At 59.2% G+C, this 20,459-nt stretch carries 19 protein-coding genes; 5 read left to right on the top strand and 14 right to left on the bottom strand.

Annotated features, from left to right (window positions below):
• Positions 1–17: 17 nt before the first annotated feature.
• From clpA to VOI22_RS00925, 3 genes are all read right to left on the bottom strand, one after another.
• Entirely contained in the window at positions 18–2,336 is a 2,319-nt protein-coding gene (clpA, locus tag VOI22_RS00935) for an ATP-dependent Clp protease ATP-binding subunit ClpA (protein WP_323794728.1), read from the bottom strand.
• A gap of 6 nt (positions 2,337–2,342) precedes the next feature.
• Positions 2,343–2,669 carry an ATP-dependent Clp protease adapter ClpS gene (clpS, locus tag VOI22_RS00930; RefSeq protein ID WP_323794727.1) on the bottom strand — a complete coding sequence of 109 codons (327 nt, stop codon included), beginning with the start codon at positions 2,667–2,669 and terminating at the stop codon, positions 2,343–2,345.
• Positions 2,670–2,989: 320 nt separating this feature from the next.
• Positions 2,990–3,520: a phasin family protein gene (locus VOI22_RS00925; RefSeq protein ID WP_323794726.1), complete on the bottom strand. Its 531-nt coding sequence runs from the start codon at positions 3,518–3,520 to the stop codon at positions 2,990–2,992.
• Between the two features lie 372 nt (positions 3,521–3,892).
• Between VOI22_RS00925 and VOI22_RS00920 the strand changes: the two genes are divergently transcribed.
• Positions 3,893–5,152 (top strand): D-alanyl-D-alanine carboxypeptidase, encoded by a 1,260-nt coding sequence (locus VOI22_RS00920; RefSeq protein WP_323794725.1) that lies wholly within the window; start codon positions 3,893–3,895, stop codon positions 5,150–5,152.
• A 58-nt stretch (positions 5,153–5,210) separates the two neighbouring features.
• On the opposite strand, the gene pgmG is transcribed toward VOI22_RS00920, so the two are convergent.
• The 5 genes from pgmG to VOI22_RS00895 all read right to left on the bottom strand — a co-directional run bounded on the left by pgmG (position 5,211) and on the right by VOI22_RS00895 (position 10,415).
• Positions 5,211–6,593, bottom strand: a complete 1,383-nt coding sequence (pgmG, locus tag VOI22_RS00915) for a phosphoglucomutase/phosphomannomutase PgmG (protein ID WP_323794724.1) — start codon at positions 6,591–6,593, stop codon at positions 5,211–5,213.
• Positions 6,590–7,918 (bottom strand): UDP-glucose/GDP-mannose dehydrogenase family protein, encoded by a 1,329-nt coding sequence (locus tag VOI22_RS00910; RefSeq protein WP_323794723.1) that lies wholly within the window; start codon positions 7,916–7,918, stop codon positions 6,590–6,592. The genes pgmG and VOI22_RS00910 overlap by 4 nt, the downstream gene beginning before the upstream one ends.
• A 15-nt stretch (positions 7,919–7,933) precedes the next feature.
• Positions 7,934–8,803: a UTP--glucose-1-phosphate uridylyltransferase GalU gene (gene galU / locus VOI22_RS00905; protein ID WP_028465780.1), complete on the bottom strand. Its 870-nt coding sequence runs from the start codon at positions 8,801–8,803 to the stop codon at positions 7,934–7,936.
• 105 nt (positions 8,804–8,908) lie between these two features.
• Entirely contained in the window at positions 8,909–9,646 is a 738-nt protein-coding gene (locus VOI22_RS00900) for a hypothetical protein (RefSeq protein ID WP_323794722.1), read from the bottom strand.
• A gap of 25 nt (positions 9,647–9,671) precedes the next feature.
• Positions 9,672–10,415 carry a VWA domain-containing protein gene (locus tag VOI22_RS00895; protein ID WP_323794721.1) on the bottom strand — a complete coding sequence of 248 codons (744 nt, stop codon included), beginning with the start codon at positions 10,413–10,415 and terminating at the stop codon, positions 9,672–9,674.
• A gap of 85 nt (positions 10,416–10,500) precedes the next feature.
• On the opposite strand from VOI22_RS00895, the gene VOI22_RS00890 reads away from it, so the two are divergent.
• Positions 10,501–10,986 carry a GNAT family N-acetyltransferase gene (locus tag VOI22_RS00890; RefSeq protein ID WP_323794720.1) on the top strand — a complete coding sequence of 162 codons (486 nt, stop codon included), beginning with the start codon at positions 10,501–10,503 and terminating at the stop codon, positions 10,984–10,986.
• Positions 10,987–11,000: 14 nt separating this feature from the next.
• Here VOI22_RS00890 and VOI22_RS00885 read toward each other — a convergent pair whose 3' ends face one another.
• Positions 11,001–11,405 carry a VOC family protein gene (locus VOI22_RS00885; protein WP_323794719.1) on the bottom strand — a complete coding sequence of 135 codons (405 nt, stop codon included), beginning with the start codon at positions 11,403–11,405 and terminating at the stop codon, positions 11,001–11,003.
• Positions 11,406–11,467: 62 nt separating this feature from the next.
• Positions 11,468–12,409 carry a division plane positioning ATPase MipZ gene (locus VOI22_RS00880; RefSeq protein WP_323794718.1) on the bottom strand — a complete coding sequence of 314 codons (942 nt, stop codon included), beginning with the start codon at positions 12,407–12,409 and terminating at the stop codon, positions 11,468–11,470.
• Between the two features lie 450 nt (positions 12,410–12,859).
• On the opposite strand from VOI22_RS00880, the gene VOI22_RS00875 reads away from it, so the two are divergent.
• Positions 12,860–13,069 carry a hypothetical protein gene (locus VOI22_RS00875; RefSeq protein WP_323794717.1) on the top strand — a complete coding sequence of 70 codons (210 nt, stop codon included), beginning with the start codon at positions 12,860–12,862 and terminating at the stop codon, positions 13,067–13,069.
• Positions 13,070–13,235: 166 nt separating this feature from the next.
• Here the strand turns inward: VOI22_RS00875 and VOI22_RS00870 are convergent, their stop codons facing one another.
• The 3 genes from VOI22_RS00870 to VOI22_RS00860 are packed head-to-tail and all read right to left on the bottom strand — an operon-like array spanning position 13,236 to position 17,639.
• A complete protein-coding gene (locus VOI22_RS00870) occupies positions 13,236–14,453 on the bottom strand; it encodes a hypothetical protein (protein ID WP_323794716.1) in 1,218 nt (405 codons plus the stop codon).
• Positions 14,450–15,262 (bottom strand): outer membrane lipoprotein-sorting protein, encoded by an 813-nt coding sequence (locus VOI22_RS00865; protein WP_323794715.1) that lies wholly within the window; start codon positions 15,260–15,262, stop codon positions 14,450–14,452. The genes VOI22_RS00870 and VOI22_RS00865 overlap by 4 nt, the downstream gene beginning before the upstream one ends.
• 4 nt (positions 15,263–15,266) lie before the next feature.
• The gene (locus tag VOI22_RS00860) at positions 15,267–17,639 is read right to left on the bottom strand and encodes an efflux RND transporter permease subunit (protein ID WP_323794714.1); all 2,373 of its coding nucleotides are present in this window, start codon (positions 17,637–17,639) and stop codon (positions 15,267–15,269) included.
• 112 nt (positions 17,640–17,751) lie between these two features.
• Between VOI22_RS00860 and VOI22_RS00855 the strand changes: the two genes are divergently transcribed.
• Positions 17,752–18,384, top strand: coding sequence for a TetR/AcrR family transcriptional regulator (locus tag VOI22_RS00855; RefSeq protein WP_323794713.1), 633 nt, complete (start codon positions 17,752–17,754; stop codon positions 18,382–18,384).
• A 43-nt stretch (positions 18,385–18,427) separates the two neighbouring features.
• Here VOI22_RS00855 and VOI22_RS00850 read toward each other — a convergent pair whose 3' ends face one another.
• Positions 18,428–19,333 carry an allantoinase PuuE gene (locus VOI22_RS00850; RefSeq protein ID WP_323794712.1) on the bottom strand — a complete coding sequence of 302 codons (906 nt, stop codon included), beginning with the start codon at positions 19,331–19,333 and terminating at the stop codon, positions 18,428–18,430.
• A gap of 138 nt (positions 19,334–19,471) precedes the next feature.
• Here VOI22_RS00850 and VOI22_RS00845 point away from each other — a divergent pair, with 138 nt between their 5' ends.
• The gene (locus tag VOI22_RS00845) at positions 19,472–20,458 is read left to right on the top strand and encodes an NAD(P)-dependent oxidoreductase (RefSeq protein WP_323794711.1); all 987 of its coding nucleotides are present in this window, start codon (positions 19,472–19,474) and stop codon (positions 20,456–20,458) included.
• Position 20,459: the final 1 nt, after the last annotated feature.

Below are 20,459 nucleotides of genomic sequence, written 5' to 3'. Positions count from 1 at the left end.
CTCGGCATATTTCTGTGTCAGCTGACCAGTTCGGGCTTTTTCTTCGTGCCCTTGCCGGAACCACCGCCAGAGTCGCCCCCGTCTTCGTCCGGATAGGAAAAGGTCAGGGCGCCGTCTTTCAAACCGACCTGCACCAGACCACCCTTCACCAGCTTGCCGAAGAGCAGTTCTTCCGCCAGCGGCTTCTTGACGTGTTCCTGAATGACCCGGGCGAGCGGACGAGCGCCATAGAGACGGTCGAAGCCCTTCTCACCGAGCCAGTTGCGTGCAGCATCACTCAACTCGATGGTCACGCCCCGGTCAGAGAGCTGCACCTCGAGCTGCATGATGAACTTCTCGACAACGCGGGAGATGATTTCCGGCGTCAGGTTGCTGAACGGTATGATGGCGTCCAGACGGTTCCGGAATTCAGGCGTGAACATCCGGTTGATCGCTTCGGAATCGTCACCTTCGCGCTCCGTGCGCATGAAGCCGACAGCTTCCTTTGCCAAATCGGATGCACCGGCATTGGTGGTCATGATCAGGATCACGTTCCGGAAATCAACGTTCTTGCCATTGTGATCCGTCAGCTTGCCGTGATCCATGACCTGCAGCAGCACGTTGAACAGATCCGGATGCGCCTTCTCGATTTCATCAAGCAGCAGAACACAATGCGGGTTCTGATCGATAGCGTCCGTCAGCAGGCCGCCCTGGTCGAACCCGACATAGCCCGGAGGCGCGCCGATCAGGCGGGAGATGCTGTGGCGCTCCATATATTCCGACATGTCGAAACGGGTGAGCTCGATACCCAGCGCATTCGCAAGCTGACGCGCCACCTCGGTCTTGCCGACACCGGTCGGGCCGGAGAAGAGATAATTGCCGATCGGCTTTTCTGGCTCGCGCAGCCCCGCCCGTGAGAGCTTGATCGCGGTCGCCAGAGACGCAATGGCAGTATCCTGCCCGAAGACCACGGTCTTCAGATCGCGCTCCAGGTGCTTCAGGACCGTCTTATCGTCGGTCGACACGCTCTTCGGAGGGATGCGGGCGATCTTGGCAACGATCTCCTCGACTTCCTTCACGCCGATTGTCTTGCGCCGTTTGGACGGGGCGACCAGCATCTGTGCAGCGCCGACCTCGTCGATCACGTCAATCGCCTTATCGGGCAATTTGCGGTCGCCGATATATTTCGCAGAAAGTTCGACAGCAGTCCTCAGCGCCTCAGCGGTGAAGCGCACCTTATGATGCTCTTCGTAATAGGGCTTCAGACCTTTCAGGATCTTGATGCTGTCCTCAATGGACGGCTCTTTCACGTCGATTTTCTGGAACCGGCGGACCAGCGCGCGGTCCTTCTCGAAATGAGTCCGGAATTCCTTGTAGGTGGTCGAACCGATGCAGCGCAGGGCACCTGATTGAAGCGCGGGCTTCAGCAGGTTCGATGCGTCCATCGCGCCGCCGGAGGTTGCGCCGGCACCGATCACCGTGTGGATTTCGTCGATGAACAGCACGGCCTCCGGGTTGCGCTCAAGTTCGGAGACAACGGCCTTCAGCCGCTCCTCAAAGTCACCGCGATAACGGGTACCGGCAAGCAGCGAGCCCATATCGAGCGAGAAGATCTGGGCGTTCTGCAACACCTCGGGGACTTGCCCGTCCACGATACGGCGCGCGAGGCCTTCCGCGATGGCGGTCTTGCCAACACCGGGATCGCCGACATAAAGCGGGTTGTTCTTGGTCCGGCGGCAAAGGATCTGGATGGTGCGGTCGACCTCGAACTCCCGGCCGATCAGCGGATCGATCTTGCCCGCCATTGCCTTCTTGTTCAGGTCGACGCAATAGGCGTCCAGTGCCTCGTTGCCGCTCTTGTTCACGGTATCCTGCTTGGCGTCCTCATCGGCGCCGTCGACCCGGGGGGCCTCCGTCTGGCCATGCACCTTGGCGATACCATGGGAGATGTAATTCACCGCGTCGAAGCGGGACATTTCCTGCTCCTGCAGGAAGTAGACGGCATGGCTCTCGCGCTCGGAGAACAGCGCAACCAGAACGTTCGCGCCCGTCACCTCTGCCCGGCCGGAGGACTGCACGTGGATCACGGCCCGCTGAACGACCCGCTGGAAACCTGCGGTCGGCTTGGCTTCTTCTTCCTGCCCGCCAATCAGGTTCATCAGATCATTGTCGATATACCCGGCCAAATCGCCGCGCAATCTCTCGACATCGACGTCGCAGGCCCGCATCACCGCTATGGCGTCCTGATCAGTTGTCAATGCGTAGAGCAGATGCTCAAGCGTCGCATATTCGTGGCTGCGCTCGTTCGCGAGATCAAGGGCTCTATGCAGACTTTCCTCTAGGTTTTTCGACAACATGAGTGCTCAAGCCTTTTCTAGAGTGCATTGCAACGGGTGCTGGTGCTGACGGGCAAAATCCATCACCTGGGTAACCTTCGTTTCAGCGACTTCGTAGGTGTAAACGCCGCATATACCGACCCCGCGCTGGTGGACATGCATCATTATGGTCGTCGCCTCGTCCCTATTCTTGGAGAAAAATCTTTCCAGAACGTGAACGACGAACTCCATCGGCGTATAATCATCATTCAGCATGATGACTTTATACATTGCCGGCTTCTTGGTTTTCGGGCGCGCCTTGACCACCACGCCTGTGTTGGTGCCATCACCGGTCTTGTCGTCGTCTTTGCTCATTTCCAGAACCGTAACTCTTCCGCACCACACCGGGCCGGTATCAACATGCTGCACTCGCTAAATTAAACCGTTGCGGACCAGAAGAAAGCCCAAGCGATACTTCCCGCCGGACCTCTTGTCCTATGCGAATAGGGTGACAGACATTTCGTGTCGAGCACAAGCCGTTGCAAGGTTAAATCGGACAGACGCCACCCAATTTCCGGATCAGAAAAATATCTTGCCGGAGAAATCCGGAGCCCAGAGGGGGCTGGATAAAGGCCATATGCAAAAAGCCCGGCTGAAACAGCCGGGCTTTCACTCGTCCTATGTAGCGCTGCCTGTTAGGCGGCAACCTGCTTGGACAGTTTTTCGAACGTACCGGTCAGGCTTTCCTGGATCGGCTTGATCGCTTCATTGACCGTCTTGACGGACATCTCGGAAATCTTGGTGATTTCCCCGACGGCCTTGTCATAGCTCTTCTTGGTCATGTCGTTCTGCAGTTCCATCAGATCGTTGACGGTCTTGCAGCTCATCACGGTCTTGCCGGTTTCGACGGAGACCTCAACGCTTTCCTGACCGAAGGCATAGAGCTCTTTGCCGATGGCCTCAAAGCCCTTGGACCAAGTGTTCATCGCGGTGACATAGGCATCGTAATTGGCCTTGCCGAGCGAGGCATATTCGTCATAGCCGCCATAGAGGGTCTTCTGGGCCTTCTCGGCATGCTCTTTCATCAGCTCAACCGCCTGATCGTAGCCCTTTTGGGCAACGTCCTGAGTCGCCTTCACAGCCGTTTCAACAGCTTCCTTACCAGCTGCGACCGCGTCTTCAACTTGGCCGGCAGCAGCGGTAGAGGTGGTTTTCTTCGCAACCATCTTCACTCTCCTTGCGCATTCATTATCAAAATCCGGGGCCTTACCCGGCGGGCCGCAGGCATGTCCCTTGGACACGCACACTCACAGGATATGTCTCGGCTCATGCTGCACTGCAACATGCACGTTAAGATAGGGAATGCTGGCGAAAGGTCAAGTGCATTTTTGTGCGCTGCAACATTATTATTCAGGACAAGCTTGCGACTCGCTCCCTAACCTCCGGATGATTCTGAAAACGCCTCCAATATCGACGGCATGTTTAATTTTGTTTCAATCGGTTATGGACAACAGCTAAGCTCTTACATAAGATTTTGGAGTTTTTCGTTGGGGTGTACCCGTATTGCACTTTTGGCAGTGCGGAAGATTGGGGGGCATATGGCGGACAGCGTGACACGGCGAGCCTTCAGAACTTTCTGCGCCCTCACGCTCGGCCTGATGGTCTGGCTCGCGGCAGGCAACGCCGAGGCACGCTACGCCTCCTTCGTCATGGACGCTGAGACGCTGGACGTCCTCTACGCCAAGAATGCCGATACCAGAAACTACCCTGCATCCCTCACCAAGATCATGACCCTCTACATGGTTTTCGATGCTCTGGATAAAGGCAAGATTACGCTAAAAACCCAGATGAAGGTTTCCAAGCGTGCCGCTGGGCAGCCGCAAACCAATATCGGCTTGCGTAAAGGTGATCGCATCTCCGTCAAAGACGCGATCCTCGCTCTGGTCACCCGCTCCGCTAACGACGTCGCCACCGTGATCGGCGAGCATCTGGAGAAAAGCGAAATCAATTTCGCCGGCGCCATGACCAAAAAGGCGCGCGCGCTTGGCATGACCAAGACCAGCTTCCGGAACGCCTCTGGCCTGCCTAATCGCCGGCAAAAAAGCACAGCCCGCGACATGGCCAAGCTTGGTCTCCGGATCCAGCGCGACTTTCCGCAATATTACCACTTCTTCCGGACCAAGAAATTCACCTACAAGGGCCGTACCTACGGCAATCACAACAACCTTCTCGGCCGCTATTCCGGAACCGATGGCATCAAGACGGGCTACACCCGCGCATCCGGTTTCAATCTGGTCTCCTCCGTCCACCAGGGCGACAGACATCTGATCGCCGTGGTGTTTGGCGGCCGGACCGCAAAATCCCGCGACCGACACATGATCTCACTCCTTAATCGCGGCTTTAAAAAGGCGGAACTGATCGCCCGCAACCGGACGCCCGCGCCGATCCCGATGGCACGGCCAGCCTTCGATGAAAACGGCATCATTCAACTCGCCTCCGCGCAATCGACGATTGCCGACACCACCCTGCAAACTGACATAAGCCAGCAAACCGATACGGCTCTGAGCGGTTCGGACCGCGGCTGGGGTATCCAGGTCGGGGCCTATTCAAGCAAGGGTCCGGCTGAAGCGATGATCAGCACGGCCCGCGGTCATCTGAAGAAAATACTGAAGGGCTCGATCGAATCCGTTGAGCGCGTGACCCGCGACCATGGCACCGTCTACCGTTCGCGTATTACCGGCCTGAGCGAGGCCGGCGCCCGCAATGCCTGCGCCCTGCTGGCCCGCAAGCATGTGCCTTGTGTCCCTGTTCCAGGCAACGAGGGCCTCGAAGTCGCCACCATCCCGGCGAGCGACTGACAAAAAAAGCGCCGCAATTTCCCAGCTGCGCTTTTCCTGACTTATCCCAAAAGAACAATCAGATGTCCGGTGGTGTCTCACCGACGGCCGTCAGCGCAGCACGGAGCTGACCCTTCAGCCGCTCCAGCCCTTCCTCGGTCTGGGATTCGCAACGAGCGACAAGCACGTCCTGCGTGTTGGAAGCGCGCAGCAGCCACCAGCCATCCGGCGTGTTGACCCGGACCCCGTCCGCATCGGACACCTCGATGCCGGTCTGGCCGGAGAGCCAGTCCTTGACCTCGGTCACGACGTCGAACTTGCGTGTGTCGTCGCACTGGAATCGCATTTCGGGTGTGTTCATAACCTGCGGCAGCGCGTCCCGGATGGCCGACAGAGGCTCGTCCCGGTGGCTCAGTCCCTCTATCAGCCGGACAGCTGCATAGAGTGCGTCGTCGAAGCCGTAATAGCGGTCCTTGAAGAAGATATGCCCGCTCATCTCACCAGCGAGCGGTGCGCCCGTCTCCGCCATCTTGGTCTTGATCAGGGAATGGCCGGTCCGCCACATCAGCGGCTTGCCGCCAAATTCCGCGATCTTGTCGAACAACACCTGGCTTGCCTTCACGTCGGCGATGACAGTTGCGCCAGGATTTTCCTTCAGCACGTCCTCGGCCAGCACCGTCAGCAGCTGATCGCCCCACAGCACCCGGCCCTTGTCATCGATGACGCCGATACGGTCGCCGTCGCCATCGAAGGCAATTCCGAGATCCGCGCCGCGCTCCAGGACCATGGCCATAAGGTCTTCGAGATTCTCGGGAACGGTCGGATCCGGATGATGGTTCGGGAAGGTTCCGTCGACTTCAGGGAACAGCACCTTGTGGTTCGAGGGCAGGCGCATGCAGACCTCGTTCACCGACGGGCCTGCAGCGCCGTTTCCGCAATCCCAGACGATTTTCAGCTGGCGGCCCAGGCTGATGTCCCGCAGCAGTCGGTCTATATAGCCGTCGAGAATATCGACATCCTCGACCGAGCCCGCGCCACTTTCGAAATCGCCTTCGGCCGCGATCCGGCCAAGATCCTGAATATCGGCACCGAAGAACGGCCCCTTGCCCAGCATCATCTTGAAACCGTTGTGGTTCGGCGGATTGTGCGAACCGGTAATCATGATCCCGCCATCGGTCTCGAGGGCATAGACCGAATAATAGAGCATAGGCGTGGCAACGCTGCCGAGCCGGGTAACGGCGATACCGGCCGCCATCAGCCCCTCGACCACCGCCGCTTCCATGGCCGGGGAACTCAGCCGTCCGTCCCGTCCGACAGAAACCTTTGTCCCGCCATTGCGGATCACCCGGGTACCGAAGGCCCGGCCAAGAGCACGCGCGTCATCGGCGGACAGGGTCTCGCCGATGACGCCGCGAACGTCATATTCCCGGAGGATCGTCGGCAGGAACTGATGCGCGCTCATACAGAAACCTTCGCGTCAACTGTACTGCGTCCGACACAGACATAGGTGAAGCCGGCTTCGGCCATCTCGTCCGGGTTATAGACATTACGGAGATCGACCATCAGCGGCTCCTTCAGCAGTCCCTTGATGCGCTTCAGATCGAGCGCCCGGAACTCATTCCACTCGGTGATGAGCACAACGACATCGGCCCCGTCGATCGGTGCGTATGCATTGTCACACATCTCGACACCCGGGAGCATCTCCCGCGCTTCCTTCATGCCTTCGGGATCATAAGCCTTCACCGTGGCACCGGCGGCCTGCAGGGCCGGCACAATGTCGAGGCTGGGGCTGTCCCGCATGTCATCCGTGTTCGGTTTGAAGGTCAGGCCAAGGACAGCAATGGTCTTCCCGGAGACCGAACCGCCACAGGCCGCAATGACTTTATCCGCCATCTGCTTTTTGCGCTTGTCGTTGATATCGACAACCGTCTCGATGATGCGCAGCGGCGCATTATAATCCTGCGCCGTCTTGACCAGCGCCAGCGTATCCTTCGGGAAGCATGAACCACCATAACCAGGACCGGGGTGCAGGAACTTGCGGCCGATCCGGCCATCGAGGCCGATACCGCGCGACACGTCATGCACATCGGCGCCAACCTGCTCGCACAGATCCGCGATTTCATTGATGAAGGTAATCTTGGTCGCGAGGAAAGTGTTCGCCGCGTATTTGATCAACTCGCTGGTCTGCAATGAAGTGAAGACGATGGGGGTCTCGATCAGATAAAGCGGCCGGTAGATTTCCCGCATCGCTTCCTGGGCGCGCTCGCTTTCCGTGCCGATCACCACCCGGTCGGGCCGCATGAAGTCCGCGATCGCAGCCCCTTCGCGCAGGAACTCCGGGTTCGAACAAACGTCGAACTCCAGGTCCGGCCGCACTTCGCGAATGATCCGCTCGACTTCGCGACCGGTTCCGACAGGCACCGTCGATTTGGTGACGACGACGGTATAACCATCCATCGCCGCGGCGATCTCTTTCGCAGCGCCATAGACGTAGGAGAGATCCGCGTGCCCGTCGCCGCGCCGCGTCGGCGTGCCGACGGCGATGAACACCGCGTCCGCGTCCCTGACCGCCGAGGTCAGGTCCGTGGTGAAGGTCAGCCGCCCGGCCCGCACATTGTTGGCGACAAGGTCGTCCAGGCCCGGCTCGAAGATCGGGATTTCTCCGCGATCGAGACGGGAGATCTTCACCTCGTCCTTGTCGACGCAAACGACGTCGTTACCGAATTCCGAAAAGCAGGCTCCGGATACCAGGCCGACATAGCCGGTACCGATCATGGCAATACGCATGAATTCGCTCCGTTATCAGGCGTAATTCTTCAAAAAACTCCGGACGGCATCTGCCATGTCCGGTCGGTCGAGAGCATACGCGATATTCGCTTCGAGGAAGCCGGCCTTACTGCCGCAATCGAAGCGATGGCCTTCAAAAAGATAGCCGTTGAACGGTTGCAGCCCAAGCTGCCGCGCCAAGGCGTCCGTCAGCTGGATTTCCCCACCGGCGCCTTTCTCGAAACGCGCCAGGTCCTCAAACACCTTCGGCTGCAGGATATAGCGGCCGATAACTGCATAATTCGAGGGCGCATCTTTCGGTTTTGGCTTTTCCACCAGACCACGCACCTCAATCAAACGGCCCTTAACCTCTCCCGGCGTGATGACCCCGTACGACTGGGTTTCCTCACGTGCGACCTCCATGGCCGCAACCATGTTTCCGCCGACCTCGTTATAGGTATCGACCATCTGCTTCAGACAGCCTTGGCCATTCAAGATCAGGTCATCCGCGAGTAGAACCGCTACCGGTTCCATGCCGACGAAATTCCGCGCGCACCAGACTGCATGTCCGAGCCCCAGCGGCTCCTGTTGGCGAGTGTAGGAAAATTGTCCGGGCTGCGGGATCGTCGCCTCGACAACCTTCAGCGCCTCTTCCTTGCCACGCTCACCGAGCATGGATTGCAGCTCGAACGCATGATCGAAATGATCCTCTATCGCGGACTTGCCCCGGCCGGTGACGAAGATGAACTCCTCTATCCCGGCGGCGCGGGCTTCTTCAACGGCATATTGGATGAGTGGCTTGTCGACAACCGGGAGCATTTCCTTCGGCATCGACTTGGTTGCCGGCAGGAAACGCGTGCCAAGCCCCCCTACCGGAAAGATCGCCTTCCGCACTGGTACTGGCATATCTGAACCTCTAATCGTTGCTCCGGTCCCCTACCTCGCCATAGTGGTCGGCAAGGCGCCTCGTTATTCGCACACATCCGGCAAAAACCGCAAGGATCGCTTGGCTCAGGAGCCTAACAGAACGTCTTTTGCTTCGTTGATCTGGGCTGCGAGATAGTCGGATCCACCGCGGTCGGGGTGATTGACCATCATCAAACGGCGGTGTGCCTCCCGAATCGCAGCCTTGTCAGCGCCTTCCTCCAGGCCCAAAACTTCCAGCGCCTGCTCTCGCGACATGACACCGGAGCCGGGCGATGCCCGCCTGCTCCGGGTATCGTTATTCGCACCTGCGGCCTCACCGGCCCGTTCCTGCCAGTCAGGCCCATGAGCCGCAGCGAGATAGCTTTCCAGCACGGCGACAGACTTCGGATCGTTCCTGGCACAGTCCGCCAGCAGTTCCAGTACATCGTCAAAGGTCAGAGCGGAGAGCTGCATTCCTGCAAAACGGCCTCGCAACACCTCACCATCCATCGCTCCACTGTCATGGTCGAGACTGACCGCAAGCGTTTCCGTGCGCACCGCGCTGCTCTGCCCGGCGGCCGGACCGCGCGCCATTTTGACAGCGTTCCTGAAACGACGGAATAGTGCGCCAGCCCGCATGAGCACCGGCAATCCGACTAATCCGGCATACATCAACCAGTCGAAACGCCGGAAGAAAATCAGCGCCATCACAAGAACGCCGAGCAGACCAAGCCCGAACCATTTCGCGGTCGCGCGAATCTTTGCCGGATCGGCGTTGATGAACCAGTAACCGATCAGACCAAACCCGACCAACAGACTGCTGCCCAGTATCAGAAACTGCACCTGGCTATCCTCCCGCCGGTCGCCGTCATTTGCCGAAGCGATGGGTCAACTGTAAGGCCGCCCCCCCCCGTTGCGCTGAAAAATCCTGCAGAGCCTTTCTGCCGCCCGCCGCATAAACGGCAACCGCCGCCAGTAAATCCCGGAGCTGCTGGGCACTGTTACCGTCGAATGGGCAGCAGGCGCCCTTGGTCAATCGCGCGATCTGCTCGAATGCGCGCCGTGCGACCGGATCGCCACCTTCGTGAAAGATGAAGACCGGAACCCCGAGAACGCCAAGTTCACCTGCCCGATGACAGACCGCATCGATGTCTTCTTCGAACGCATCGCCGACAAACACGACCGCCTGAACCCGCTCCTTGCCTGTCTCGGAGATGACGTGGCCAAGCAAGCGTCCGATCTGGGTCTGCCCCCCAAGGCAGAATACGCCCGTCATCTCCCGCAGCAGTTTCTCTGTTTCCGTCAGCCAGGCGCTGGCTTTGAACTCACCGAACCCTCGATAGTAAGCGAGTTGCACCGCAAGACCGCCAAGAGCGGCCGTTTCCGAAAACATCTCACCCTGAAGCTGGCAGGCCCGGTCCCAGGAAGGCTCACGACTGGCCGTGGCATCCATGGCGAAGAGCAGACGCCCCGGCCGTCCCGTGGGAACCGCTGCGGGCGCGCTGCGGACCCGGCGCACGAATGCGTCGATATCGGATTGGGACGAGATCGACGCGGACGGCGCCGCTCCCGGCCGGTCAACGATCCCTCCGCTCTTTTTTCGTGTGGTCATCTTCGACGCTTCACTTTCTTCGAGGCTTTAGCATTATGTTGCATCGCAGCCTCAAGTTTCCAACCCGCATCGCAGGGAGATCATAATGGAATTCCGTGTCAGGGCTTTGCTGGAAAAGGATGCGCAGCGCGTGGCGGAGATGGCCGCCGCTTTGTCCGCTCATGAAGGCATGCCGCCACCGCCTTTCGATGCCGACGACGTGATCCGCTACGGTTTCGGCGAACACAAGCGGTTCGACGGCATCGTCGCGGAACGTGATTCAGACCTGATCGGTTACGCCATCTTCATCAACAGCTTCAATATAGGTCTCGGCACGCCTGGCCTCCACATGCTCGACCTCTATGTCGAGGACAGTGCCCGTGGCACCGGAGCAGGACGCGCCCTGATTGGTGCCGTCGCAGCGGAAACCATCGCACGCGGGGGATCCTGGGTGGTCTGGCAATCCCTGCCGACAAATTCGGTCGCCATTGATTTCTATAACCATATCGGCAGCCGACAATACCAAGCTGCGGACTTCGAGCTCAGCGGACCTACATTGAACGAGATGGCTGCCGAGTCGAGCTGGCGCTAAAACTTCAAGAACACCTACGCGGCGCCCGGCCAGACCAACTCCAGACGAATGCCGCCCGGCTCGCGGAACATCATGTGCTTCCTCGGCCCGGCGCCCATGAATTCCGGCATGAACTCGATCTCCACCGCCGGCCAGTCCCGCACACGCTCGGCAGTCGCATAGAGGACATCTTCGCCCGGAACCTCGATGGCAAGGTGGTGCAGGCCGATATTCGCCCGCCGGTCGAAATCAACCACGTCCTGTGAATGGTCAACCTGCCAGAGTGTCAGGCGCAGATTTCCATCCGTGACTGCGTTACGAGGGTAACTCTCGTCCCGCGCCAGTTCCTCCCAGCCGAGCACCTCGACAAAAAACCGGGTGGTCTCGTCCAGATCTCGGACAGACAGGCCTAGATGGTTCAGTCCGGCAGTCACACTCACGGCAGCAGTCCATTCTTGCGGCAGGTGCTGGACATAAAGTCCGGAAAAACAGACAGAGGCCCTTACTCTTCCTGGTCCTCATCCCCTATCACCGATGGGGTCTCGACGGCCTCGTCAGCCGGCTCACTGGAATGCGGCGTCGGTATCCGGTTTGGCAGCTGCAATGAATTCAGCAGGCCCCGGACTTCCTGACGGGCCGCGACATGAGAAAGCTGCGGCTTGCCACTGTCGCCGATCTCGAAGACATCGAGCATGGTCAGACCGCGCAGGAACAACTCGCGGAAAATCACCCGTTCACTGAAACCAGGCGCCACCCGAAAGCCGATCCGCTTTGCCAGCAGACCGACCACGCGCTCCATTTCCTGCTTGTTGCGCGCCGCCAGACTGGAGAGGCGGTTGCGCATCACAATCCAGTCGAGCGTGCCGCCATCGCGGGCCGCTTTCTGTTTGCGGGCTTCCCAGACCATTTCGGAATAGACACTCGGCTTGATGATCTCGCCGGTCCGGCCATCGACGTTAGCCAGCATGTCGAGATCGACGAAACTGTCATTCAGCGGCGTGACCAGTTTGTCCGCATAACCAGTCGCGAGGCGGCCGATATAGGTATCGGTACCTGGACAATCGATCACCACGAAATCGGAGTCTGCCCGCAATTTCTTCAGAACAGCCTCGAAACGTTGCCGGTCCTCCGCCTCTGCTTCCTTGCGGTTCGGCTTGTCGCTGCGGGAGAGAAATACATGCACGGGCATCGGCATCGAAATGCCATCGTTCTTCATCGTCCCAGCGCGGTTCGAAAGATACCGAGTCAGCGTCCATTGCCGCATGTCGAGATCGATGGAGCCAACTTTAAAGCCAAGTCTGAGCAAGGCCACGATCACATGCATGGAGCCCGTGGATTTGCCGGAGCCGCCTTTCTCATTCCCCAATACGATAACCGTTGCCGGATCGTCAGGGCCGAGTGGCGCTGGCGCCTTGGCGCCGGTATCCGGAGATTGGTCGGTCACGTCATCACCTCACGAACAAATGCCTTCGGTTCTTATCCCCGGTCCCCAGCGGCGTAAAGAGAGAAGCCGCATCAGTGGATACGTCATCGCTCACGATCCGCTCTTGTAGAAGCCCGATACGTGCGCAGAACAGGCTTCCTGGAGAGTCGGCCTGCGACTGGCGGCGGTTGAATATCAAGCAGAAGTCGTCGCAAGAAAAACACCCAGCGAACACGTCACCAATATATATGCGCTGAATGTCTTTTTGGCCTAAAAACCAAATTTCTTGATTAAAATAGTGGCTTATTGCAGAGATCTGACCATTTTTCGAAAAAATCTTCCGCAAGCAATTGGTTAGCCAACCAATCAGGGAAAATTTTCTTTTTTTCGAATATTTTTAAACAAGCTGACACTTCACCTAACGCTCCCTTTTTCGTCAACTGGGCATACCATTTGGCGCGGGAGGTCGCGATGAACCTGACTATGGAACACCGAACCGCTCGGTACACCGGCGATATTCATGAGCCTCTCTTTAATCGGGTAGGCACGATCAGCAAGGCGAACGGGCATGACGACCCGCGCTCGCCCGAGGTAGGTCTCTGGGTCTTCTTGCCGAAAGAAACCGATTGCGAGCCAGTGCTGATCCGCCGGCGCGACTGGGAAGAGGCTATGCAGCATTAATCCGATCTCTATCCGGCAGATGCGACATGTGGAACGGAATGACAGCTGAACGTCCGTATCCTCACCCCCGAGGGCGTCTTCATCCTTGCCGGCCTGCGAAGCTGCGTCGCCGGCCACGCCATGCTTTCTGCGGTGAAACCGGCGGCATAGTCCTGCAGGCCGCACCTCAGAAATAACGGATCAGGGTCAGACTGACGAAATCGTCACGCTCCAGCGCCTTGAGGGCATTCTCCCGGTCGGCATTGAGAAAGAAACGGGCAACCGCCTCCACCTTCCAGGCATCCCCGATCCGGCGCTCTGCCTCCAGGGACAGCAGGGTCGAGCCATCTTCGTTATCGACCACAGCCCCGGCAAGGACCGAGGTGTCGTCCACATCGTTGAAGGTCAACCGCGTGCCAACGAAAGTGTCGTTGTTGGCGAGCGTGCCCGGCGCACTGCCATGCTCGTCCCGGCCGTCATACTGATATTCGGCCAGAAACCCGAGATCCATGTCACTACCGCGAATGCCGAAGAGTGTATATTCGAACCCGGCGACAGCGGCGGGGAAATAGTCCCCGTGGCCGCCCCTCCCGATGGCCTCCAGTTTCCAGAGCCAGGCATCGGTGGTGTATTGCAGATCCAGCCCGGTCTGGTCGATCTGGTCGTAATACGGGGTCAGGTTGGACGGATTGGCGGGATCGAGCGCGAGCAGGCGCGGCTCGCGGCTGGTGCCGTGGAAATGCGACAACCCAACATCGAAATCGCCGATCACCTGGGACCAGCGGACGGCAAGGTCCGGGTGGAACTCCTCCGCAGGCGAGTCGTACTGCGCATCGCCAGCGACACGCACGCCGCCGCTCAGCCGGGCATCCGCATCGGGGAAGGTACGCTCACGGAAATAGGGCATGACGAATAAGCTGAATGTCCCCAGATCACTCGGCACCGCAAGCTGGACCATCGGCTGGCCGAGTTTGTCTTCCAGATCCACATCCTCAACCCCGTCGCTCTGGTTGATGATATCCACCAGATGACGGGACTCGGTGACGCCCCAGAACACCTTGTCCGCGCCAACCACAAGATCGTAGCCGTCTCCGATATGCAGCCAGTTGGCCTCCCGAAGATCGACATGAGTGCGGCTGTCATCGTCCCGGTCGACACGGGCATAGGGCACCAGCGAGAGACGGTCGTCTCCTCCGTTCCAATCCGCAGAGAGTTCCGGCTCCAGATAAAAAGATGGACTGACGGCCCTGTTACGCTGCGACCCGAAGGCCGGGTCATCCGGGAACAACCGAAGCTCCATGCCGAGCTCCAAACTGGTTTCTATATTCGGCTCTTCCGCCAGAGCGGACTGAGCGCTGGCGGCGAGGCACAGCCCCGCCGCCGCAAACCTGACGCCTCTGATCATCTGACGCGCTTCAGCCTGTTCTTTTCGAAATCATCCTCCGAGAGCCCAACCTTGAAGCTGTAATCCTCGAAGGTCAGGGTGGTGGACTTGCCGGTCTGGTGGTTGGTCATGTCCATCCGGTGGGTGCGCCAGTAGCGAGCCTGATACTGCTTGTAGTCGAGCATCAGCAGGGTCTTCAGCAGGGCATCCTTACGATCGTAGAACTCGATCTTGCGCGGCTGATAATCCTGGTTGTCCACCCAGGAGATCTGTTTGGTATAGCCAGAATGCTCATAGAGCGGCGTGCGCTCGACAACGAAGCACTCCCTGGTTGGCGCCGCTTCGCCGCAATTCTCGTCCCGCAGCCATGTGTAGTCGTACCGGTCGACTTCCTGGCTCACCAGGTCCTCATAGGCAAACTCGGAGCCGACAAAGGGACCGGACTTGTTCTTGGACGAGATCCGTTTCACCCGCTTCAGGGCCGGCAGGTAAAGCCACTGGTCGTCCGGGTCCAGGATCCTGGTGTGCGAGAGAAAGGCCGTCCCCTCGATATCCCTCGGCTTGTCGAACACCGTGATGCTCTTGTCTCCGACGCCCCGCTCCGGCACTTCGAGGGAGCGGAGCCGTAATTCACGGACGCTGCTCTCTCCCTCGGCGTTGCGCAGGATCATCGACATCACGACATCGCTGTCGCCCCAACCGAGATCCCGCCGGTCGGTCTCCTCGGCAATCGCTCGCCCCTTCTCTTGTGGCGTTTCCGCGTAGGCGGATTGCAGCATCGGGCTGATGGCAAGCACCGCCAAGGCAAGAATGCGCTGAAGTTTTCCCATTTTCTTACTCCGCAGCTTGAGCAAGGGGCGCCTGTCCGGCGTCCCGGTCTTTGCGCCGGCCATCGAGCAACAGCAGCATGGCCGGCAACAGGAGGAAGTCGATGATGATGGCCATGACCAGCGTGATCGCGGTCAGCATCCCCATGGACCCGTTGATCTTGAAAGTGGAGAGAGAGAGCACCGCGAACCCGGCGACCAGGATGGCGGTGGTGACCCAGAGCGCCGTGCCGACCGTCGAGAAGGCATAACGCACCGCGTCCTCCGCATCCTCGCCCCGCTCGACCCGGGCGCGCCGGTATTTCGAGAGGAAATGCACCGTCGCATCGACGATGATCCCGAGGCTGGTCGCGGTCACGACCGAGGACGCCATGCCGACTTCGCCGACTGTCAGCCCCCAGATCCCGAAGGCCATGGCCGCGGGCACAAGGTTTGGAGCCAGAGAAATGGCGCCGAGCTTCATGCTCCGAAGCGCGATGGTCAGCGTTGCGGAGATCAGCAGGAAGGCGAAGAAAGTACCGGTCAGCATGCCCTCGATATTGCGCTTGGCAATATAGGCGAACATGACGAACGGCCCAGAGGCCCGGGTTTCGGCCGCGCTCGGGAAATGATCCTGGAGCCAGGCCGAGGCTTCCTCGTCCAGCGCCCGGAGCTCGTTGGTGGTGATGTTCTCCAGCGTGGCGATGACCCGGACCGCCGACTTGTCGACATTCACCTGATTATTCAGGTCGAGTCCGAACGGCAGGGACATCTCGAACAACAACAGATACTGCGCGGCAAGATCCCGCTCGTCCGGCAGTTTGTACCAGTCCGGATCGTCGCCATGCATATTCTTGTTCAGGCGCTTGAAGATATCGGTCAACGTGAGGACGTGGACGACCTCACCGCGCACCCTCAGGAACTGCGTGAAATCCTCGAGACGGCGGAGATAATCGGGATCGGAGATCCCGCCGCTCTCGGCCGCCGGAATGCTCCACTGGGCCTGATAAATTCCGGAGAGATTATCCGTCGCCCAGTCCGTGTCGTTCCTGAACTGGATGCTCTTGTCAAAATACTTCACGAACTGATCGTTCAACTCGATCTTCGGAATAAAGGCCACAAGTCCGGCAACAAGGGCGAGCGTACCGATCATGATCGGGCCACGGCGCCGGATGACGAATTCCGCCAGCCGCTCCATGGCCACGCTTTCATGTTCCTCCCGCTGCTTGATCCGCACCGGCAGCACCGCCATCAGGGCCGGCAGGAAGGCGATGGAGAAAAACCAGGCCGCCCCGACACCCATTGCCGTGATATTGCCAAGATCCCGAAACGGTGGCGCATCGGAAAAATTCAGCGACATGAAGCCGATCATGGTGGTCAGACTGGTCAGGAAGACCGGCTGGAAATTCACCCGAAGACTCTCCACCAGAGCATCCCGCTTCGTCATCCCGCGCCTCATGCCATGGAACATGCTGATCAACACATGGACGGAATCCGCGATGGCCAAAGTCAGAATGATGGTCGGCGCCGTGACCGACGGCGGTGTCAGCTGAATACCGAGCCAGCCGGCCAACCCCATTGCCGTCATGGCCGAGAATGCGATTACCAGAAGAGTCGCGAAAGTTCCCGAGATGGAACGCAGAAGCACTGCCATGACCAGCAGCAGAACCCCGTACATCAGCGGGATGAGGGTCTGCATGTCGTTCTGGGCGGAAACCGAGAAACTGTTGTTGAGCGCCACCGAGCCGGTGATTGCCAGAGTGATGTTCGGATTGTCGGCCCGGAAATCAGCGACCAGTCTGTCGACATGGGCCATCGCCTCCGGCACCTCCGTCAGCTCCTTCTGGGGCAGCGTGATGGTGATGTTGACCATTGTTGTCCGGGCGTCCGGGGAAATGATCCGGTCCCGCAACAGCGGCTCGGTCATCGCCGCCGCGCGAATACGCTGCAGATCGGAGGCATCGAGCGGACTTCCAGCCGGCACCAGATCGTCAACGATCAGATCGTCTTCTTCCGCCGTGCTGTTCTGGAAATTGGAGATACTGTCGACCCGCGTTGCGAAGGGTACCTGCCAGGATTGCTCCGTCAGGTCCCGGATAGCGGCAAGCATGTCAGCCTGGAACACATCGCCATTCTTCGGCTGCAGCACCAGGGAGATATTGTCTTCCTTGTTGAACACCCGCTGCAGCGATTCAAACGCCTGAAGTTGCGGATTTTCCTTACTGAAGAAGACACGGTAGTCAGTGGAAAAGGAAAGGAACTGGCCGCCGAAGCCCGCCCCCAGTGTTAGCAAAATCGAGACGGCGATAACCGCCCAACGCCAGCGAATGACCCAGAGGGCATATTTCGCTGCCCACCCGGCCTTCCGTATAGCGGAATCCCCGGAACGTACGTCCGACATCGGCCCCTCCTACGACTCAGAGAACGTGCTACTGTCTCTTAGGTGTTAAAAACTATACTACACCGTGCAGTGTACGTAAACTTAGCGGTGTACCGAGAGACTTCAAGGACTCATGGTAAAAATCGATCAGAATTTTCCGGACAGCGAGCCGTTAACCGAAAAACAGCGACAAATCGTTGATGCTGCCTGCAAACTTTTCACGGAACAGGGGTATGAAGTTACCTCGATGGACAAGGTTGCCGCGGAAGCCAATGTCTCCAAGCGCACGGTGTACAGCTACTTCGATAGCAAGGAGCACCTGTTTTGCACTGTCATGGGGGGAATGTGCGCCGGTTTCGGCGAGCCCAATTCCGATGACATCGATTATTCCGGGACGCTTCGCGAAGTACTGACTGATTGTGCACTTCTGATCCTGGCGAAAGTGAACAACCCCGAAAAACTACGATTGATGCGCACCGTGATCGCGGAGGCCGAGCAGTTTCCACTGATCGGGGAAACCTTCTGGAATGAAGGTCCTGGCAAGATGCGCAACGAACTCGCGGGCTATATAGGGAAAATGCAGGACGAGGGCCTGCTGAGGAAAACCGACCCGGCGATGGCTGCGGCGCACTTTCAGGGCTTTGTAACTGGCCCGTTCATGATCCAGAGACTGTTCACATCTTCCTGCGACTGGACAGCCGAAGACGCGATAAATTCGGTCGGCCCTGCTGTGGAGAGCTTTCTGAAGGCCTACGCGCCGGACTGATATGCGCGACTAGAGGCCGGGCCCGGTTATATCCGGCTGCCAATCAGCGATATGGATGATGCTCCCACCAGTGTCGGGCGATATTCAGCCGCCCCGTGACCCAGACATCGTCGAACCCTTTGATGTAATCGAGCAGGCGCGCCAACCCGGCAGCCCGTGCCGGATGGCCGATGAGCCGCGTGTGCAGACCGATCGACATCATCTTCGGCTGCGTCGCCCCCTCCGCATACAGCATATCGAAGCCATCCCGGATAAACTCGAAGAACTGCTGGCCGGTATTGAGCCAGCCCCGTGAGAATTTCGAGTCGTTGTGAGTGAGGGAATACGGCACGACGAGATGCGGGTTGCCATCGACTTCGACCCAATAGGGTAACTCGTCGTTATAGGCGTCGCTGTCATAAAGAAAGCCGCCTTCTTCCACCAGAAGCTCTCGCGTCGCCTCCCCCGGGCCGTGACGGCAATACCAGCCGAGCGGGCGCTCTCCGAGTGTCTTCTGCAAGGAAGCGACGGCGCGCTGGATATGCTCCTGTTCCTCGTCACGCTGAAGTTTGAAGTGCTCCTCCCAGCGCCATCCGTGGCAACAGATATCGAAACCCGAGGACCGGATTGCCGCCGCCAGTTCCGCATTGCGCTCCACCGCCAGAGCGCAGGTGAAGAAGGTGGCCGGCATTTCCCGTTCCTGAAACAGACGCAGCACCCGCCAGAACCCGACCCGGCTGCCATACTCGAACATCGACTCTGCGGCGAGATCGCGGCTGCCCGGCATATTCGGCGAACCCGGCGATTCCGTCAGGCCGGACTCGGAGAACCCGTCACCGTCATGAATCGAGTATTCCGATCCCTCCTCGATATTGACGACAAAGTTCACCGCCAAACGCGCCCCGCCAGGCCAGTGCGGATCCGGCGGATTGGCCCCATAGCCGACAAAGTCGCGCGGATATGCAGTCATGCTCCTGAACTCCCCAACTATACGCGGGGAAGACTAGCGCGTGACCGTCCAAGGTGCGATGCCTTTGGAACTTCTTGGAAATAAACCCACCTGCATTAGGATCACCCCTACAAGTCAACGGGCGAACTGGAGAGAGAAATGGCAGTGCTGATTTTGGGCGGCGCGGGTTTTGTCGGCCTCAACATCGCGGAGGCATTGCTGGCGAAGGGCGAAACCGTCGTCGTGTTCGACCGGCGCCCGATCCCGGCTGCCGCCAAGCGCGCCTTCGAGACGCATCCGGGCACTGTCGTCGAAACCGTCGGCGATGCGCTCAAGGACGGCGCCATCCTCTCCGCCCTGAAGGAAAACAAGGTAGACCGGATGTTCTGCGCCGCCGCGATCACTGCCGGCCCGGAACGGGATGCCAACGCCCCGCGCTCGATTCTAGAGGTCAACCTGATGGCGTTCACCGCCGCTCTGGAAGCTGCACGCGATGCCGGGCTGAAGCGGGTGATCAATGTCGGCTCCACTGCCGCCTACGGCACAACGGCCTTCGGTGACAAACCCTTGTCAGAAGACCTCCCGGCCTGGCCGCACAACATGTACTCGACGACGAAATTCGCCTCCGAATGCATCACCCGCCGGCTCGCCGAGCTCTGGGGGATGGACATGTTCAGCGTCCGTCTTTCAGGCGTCTTCGGCCCTTGGGAAGTCGACAGCGGGCTGCGCGACACGCTGAGCCCCCAGATGCAGGCGTCCCTCATCGCACTTAAAGGCGGCGAGGCCACACTGCGTTACCGGGATATGCGGGACTGGACCTACAGCCGCGACATCGCCGACGCCCTGGTCCGTCTGATCAACAGCGAGAGCCGCCCCTATGACGTCTTCAACATCAGCTGCTCCGATCCCTGGAGCACGGCGGACTGGTGCGAATTGCTGGCAGGCGGTTATCCGGACTTCTCCTGGCGCCTTGCCAAACCGGATGAAGAGCCGACGGTGAACCTGCATGGAGACGTGGACCGGCAATTGCTGGTCAGCGCCCGCCTGAAGGAAGCGCTTGGCTGGTCACCCGATCTGAACCCGGAGCGGAACTTTGCCGATTTCAAGAAATGGGCGGACAGTTACAAGGACTATTGGCTGGGATAAG

Origin of the sequence: Nisaea sp. (assembly GCF_034670185.1) — a bacterium.
Classification (GTDB): Bacteria; Pseudomonadota; Alphaproteobacteria; order Thalassobaculales; family Thalassobaculaceae; genus Nisaea.
The sequence above is the reverse complement of the archived record's forward strand: the minus strand, read 5'-3'. Positions and strand labels throughout refer to the sequence as shown.

Coding starts and splice junctions, on each gene's coding strand:
- clpA (WP_323794728.1), bottom strand. CDS start 2,336: ATGTTGTCGAAAAACCTAGAGGAAAGTCTGCATAGAGCCCTTGATCTC.
- clpS (WP_323794727.1), bottom strand. CDS start 2,669: ATGAGCAAAGACGACGACAAGACCGGTGATGGCACCAACACAGGCGTG.
- VOI22_RS00925 (WP_323794726.1), bottom strand. CDS start 3,520: ATGGTTGCGAAGAAAACCACCTCTACCGCTGCTGCCGGCCAAGTTGAA.
- VOI22_RS00920 (WP_323794725.1), top strand. CDS start 3,893: ATGGCGGACAGCGTGACACGGCGAGCCTTCAGAACTTTCTGCGCCCTC.
- pgmG (WP_323794724.1), bottom strand. CDS start 6,593: ATGAGCGCGCATCAGTTCCTGCCGACGATCCTCCGGGAATATGACGTT.
- VOI22_RS00910 (WP_323794723.1), bottom strand. CDS start 7,918: ATGCGTATTGCCATGATCGGTACCGGCTATGTCGGCCTGGTATCCGGA.
- galU (WP_028465780.1), bottom strand. CDS start 8,803: ATGCCAGTACCAGTGCGGAAGGCGATCTTTCCGGTAGGGGGGCTTGGC.
- VOI22_RS00895 (WP_323794721.1), bottom strand. CDS start 10,415: ATGACCACACGAAAAAAGAGCGGAGGGATCGTTGACCGGCCGGGAGCG.
- VOI22_RS00890 (WP_323794720.1), top strand. CDS start 10,501: ATGGAATTCCGTGTCAGGGCTTTGCTGGAAAAGGATGCGCAGCGCGTG.
- VOI22_RS00875 (WP_323794717.1), top strand. CDS start 12,860: ATGAACCTGACTATGGAACACCGAACCGCTCGGTACACCGGCGATATT.
- VOI22_RS00870 (WP_323794716.1), bottom strand. CDS start 14,453: ATGATCAGAGGCGTCAGGTTTGCGGCGGCGGGGCTGTGCCTCGCCGCC.
- VOI22_RS00865 (WP_323794715.1), bottom strand. CDS start 15,262: ATGGGAAAACTTCAGCGCATTCTTGCCTTGGCGGTGCTTGCCATCAGC.
- VOI22_RS00860 (WP_323794714.1), bottom strand. CDS start 17,639: ATGTCGGACGTACGTTCCGGGGATTCCGCTATACGGAAGGCCGGGTGG.
- VOI22_RS00855 (WP_323794713.1), top strand. CDS start 17,752: ATGGTAAAAATCGATCAGAATTTTCCGGACAGCGAGCCGTTAACCGAA.
- VOI22_RS00850 (WP_323794712.1), bottom strand. CDS start 19,333: ATGACTGCATATCCGCGCGACTTTGTCGGCTATGGGGCCAATCCGCCG.
- VOI22_RS00845 (WP_323794711.1), top strand. CDS start 19,472: ATGGCAGTGCTGATTTTGGGCGGCGCGGGTTTTGTCGGCCTCAACATC.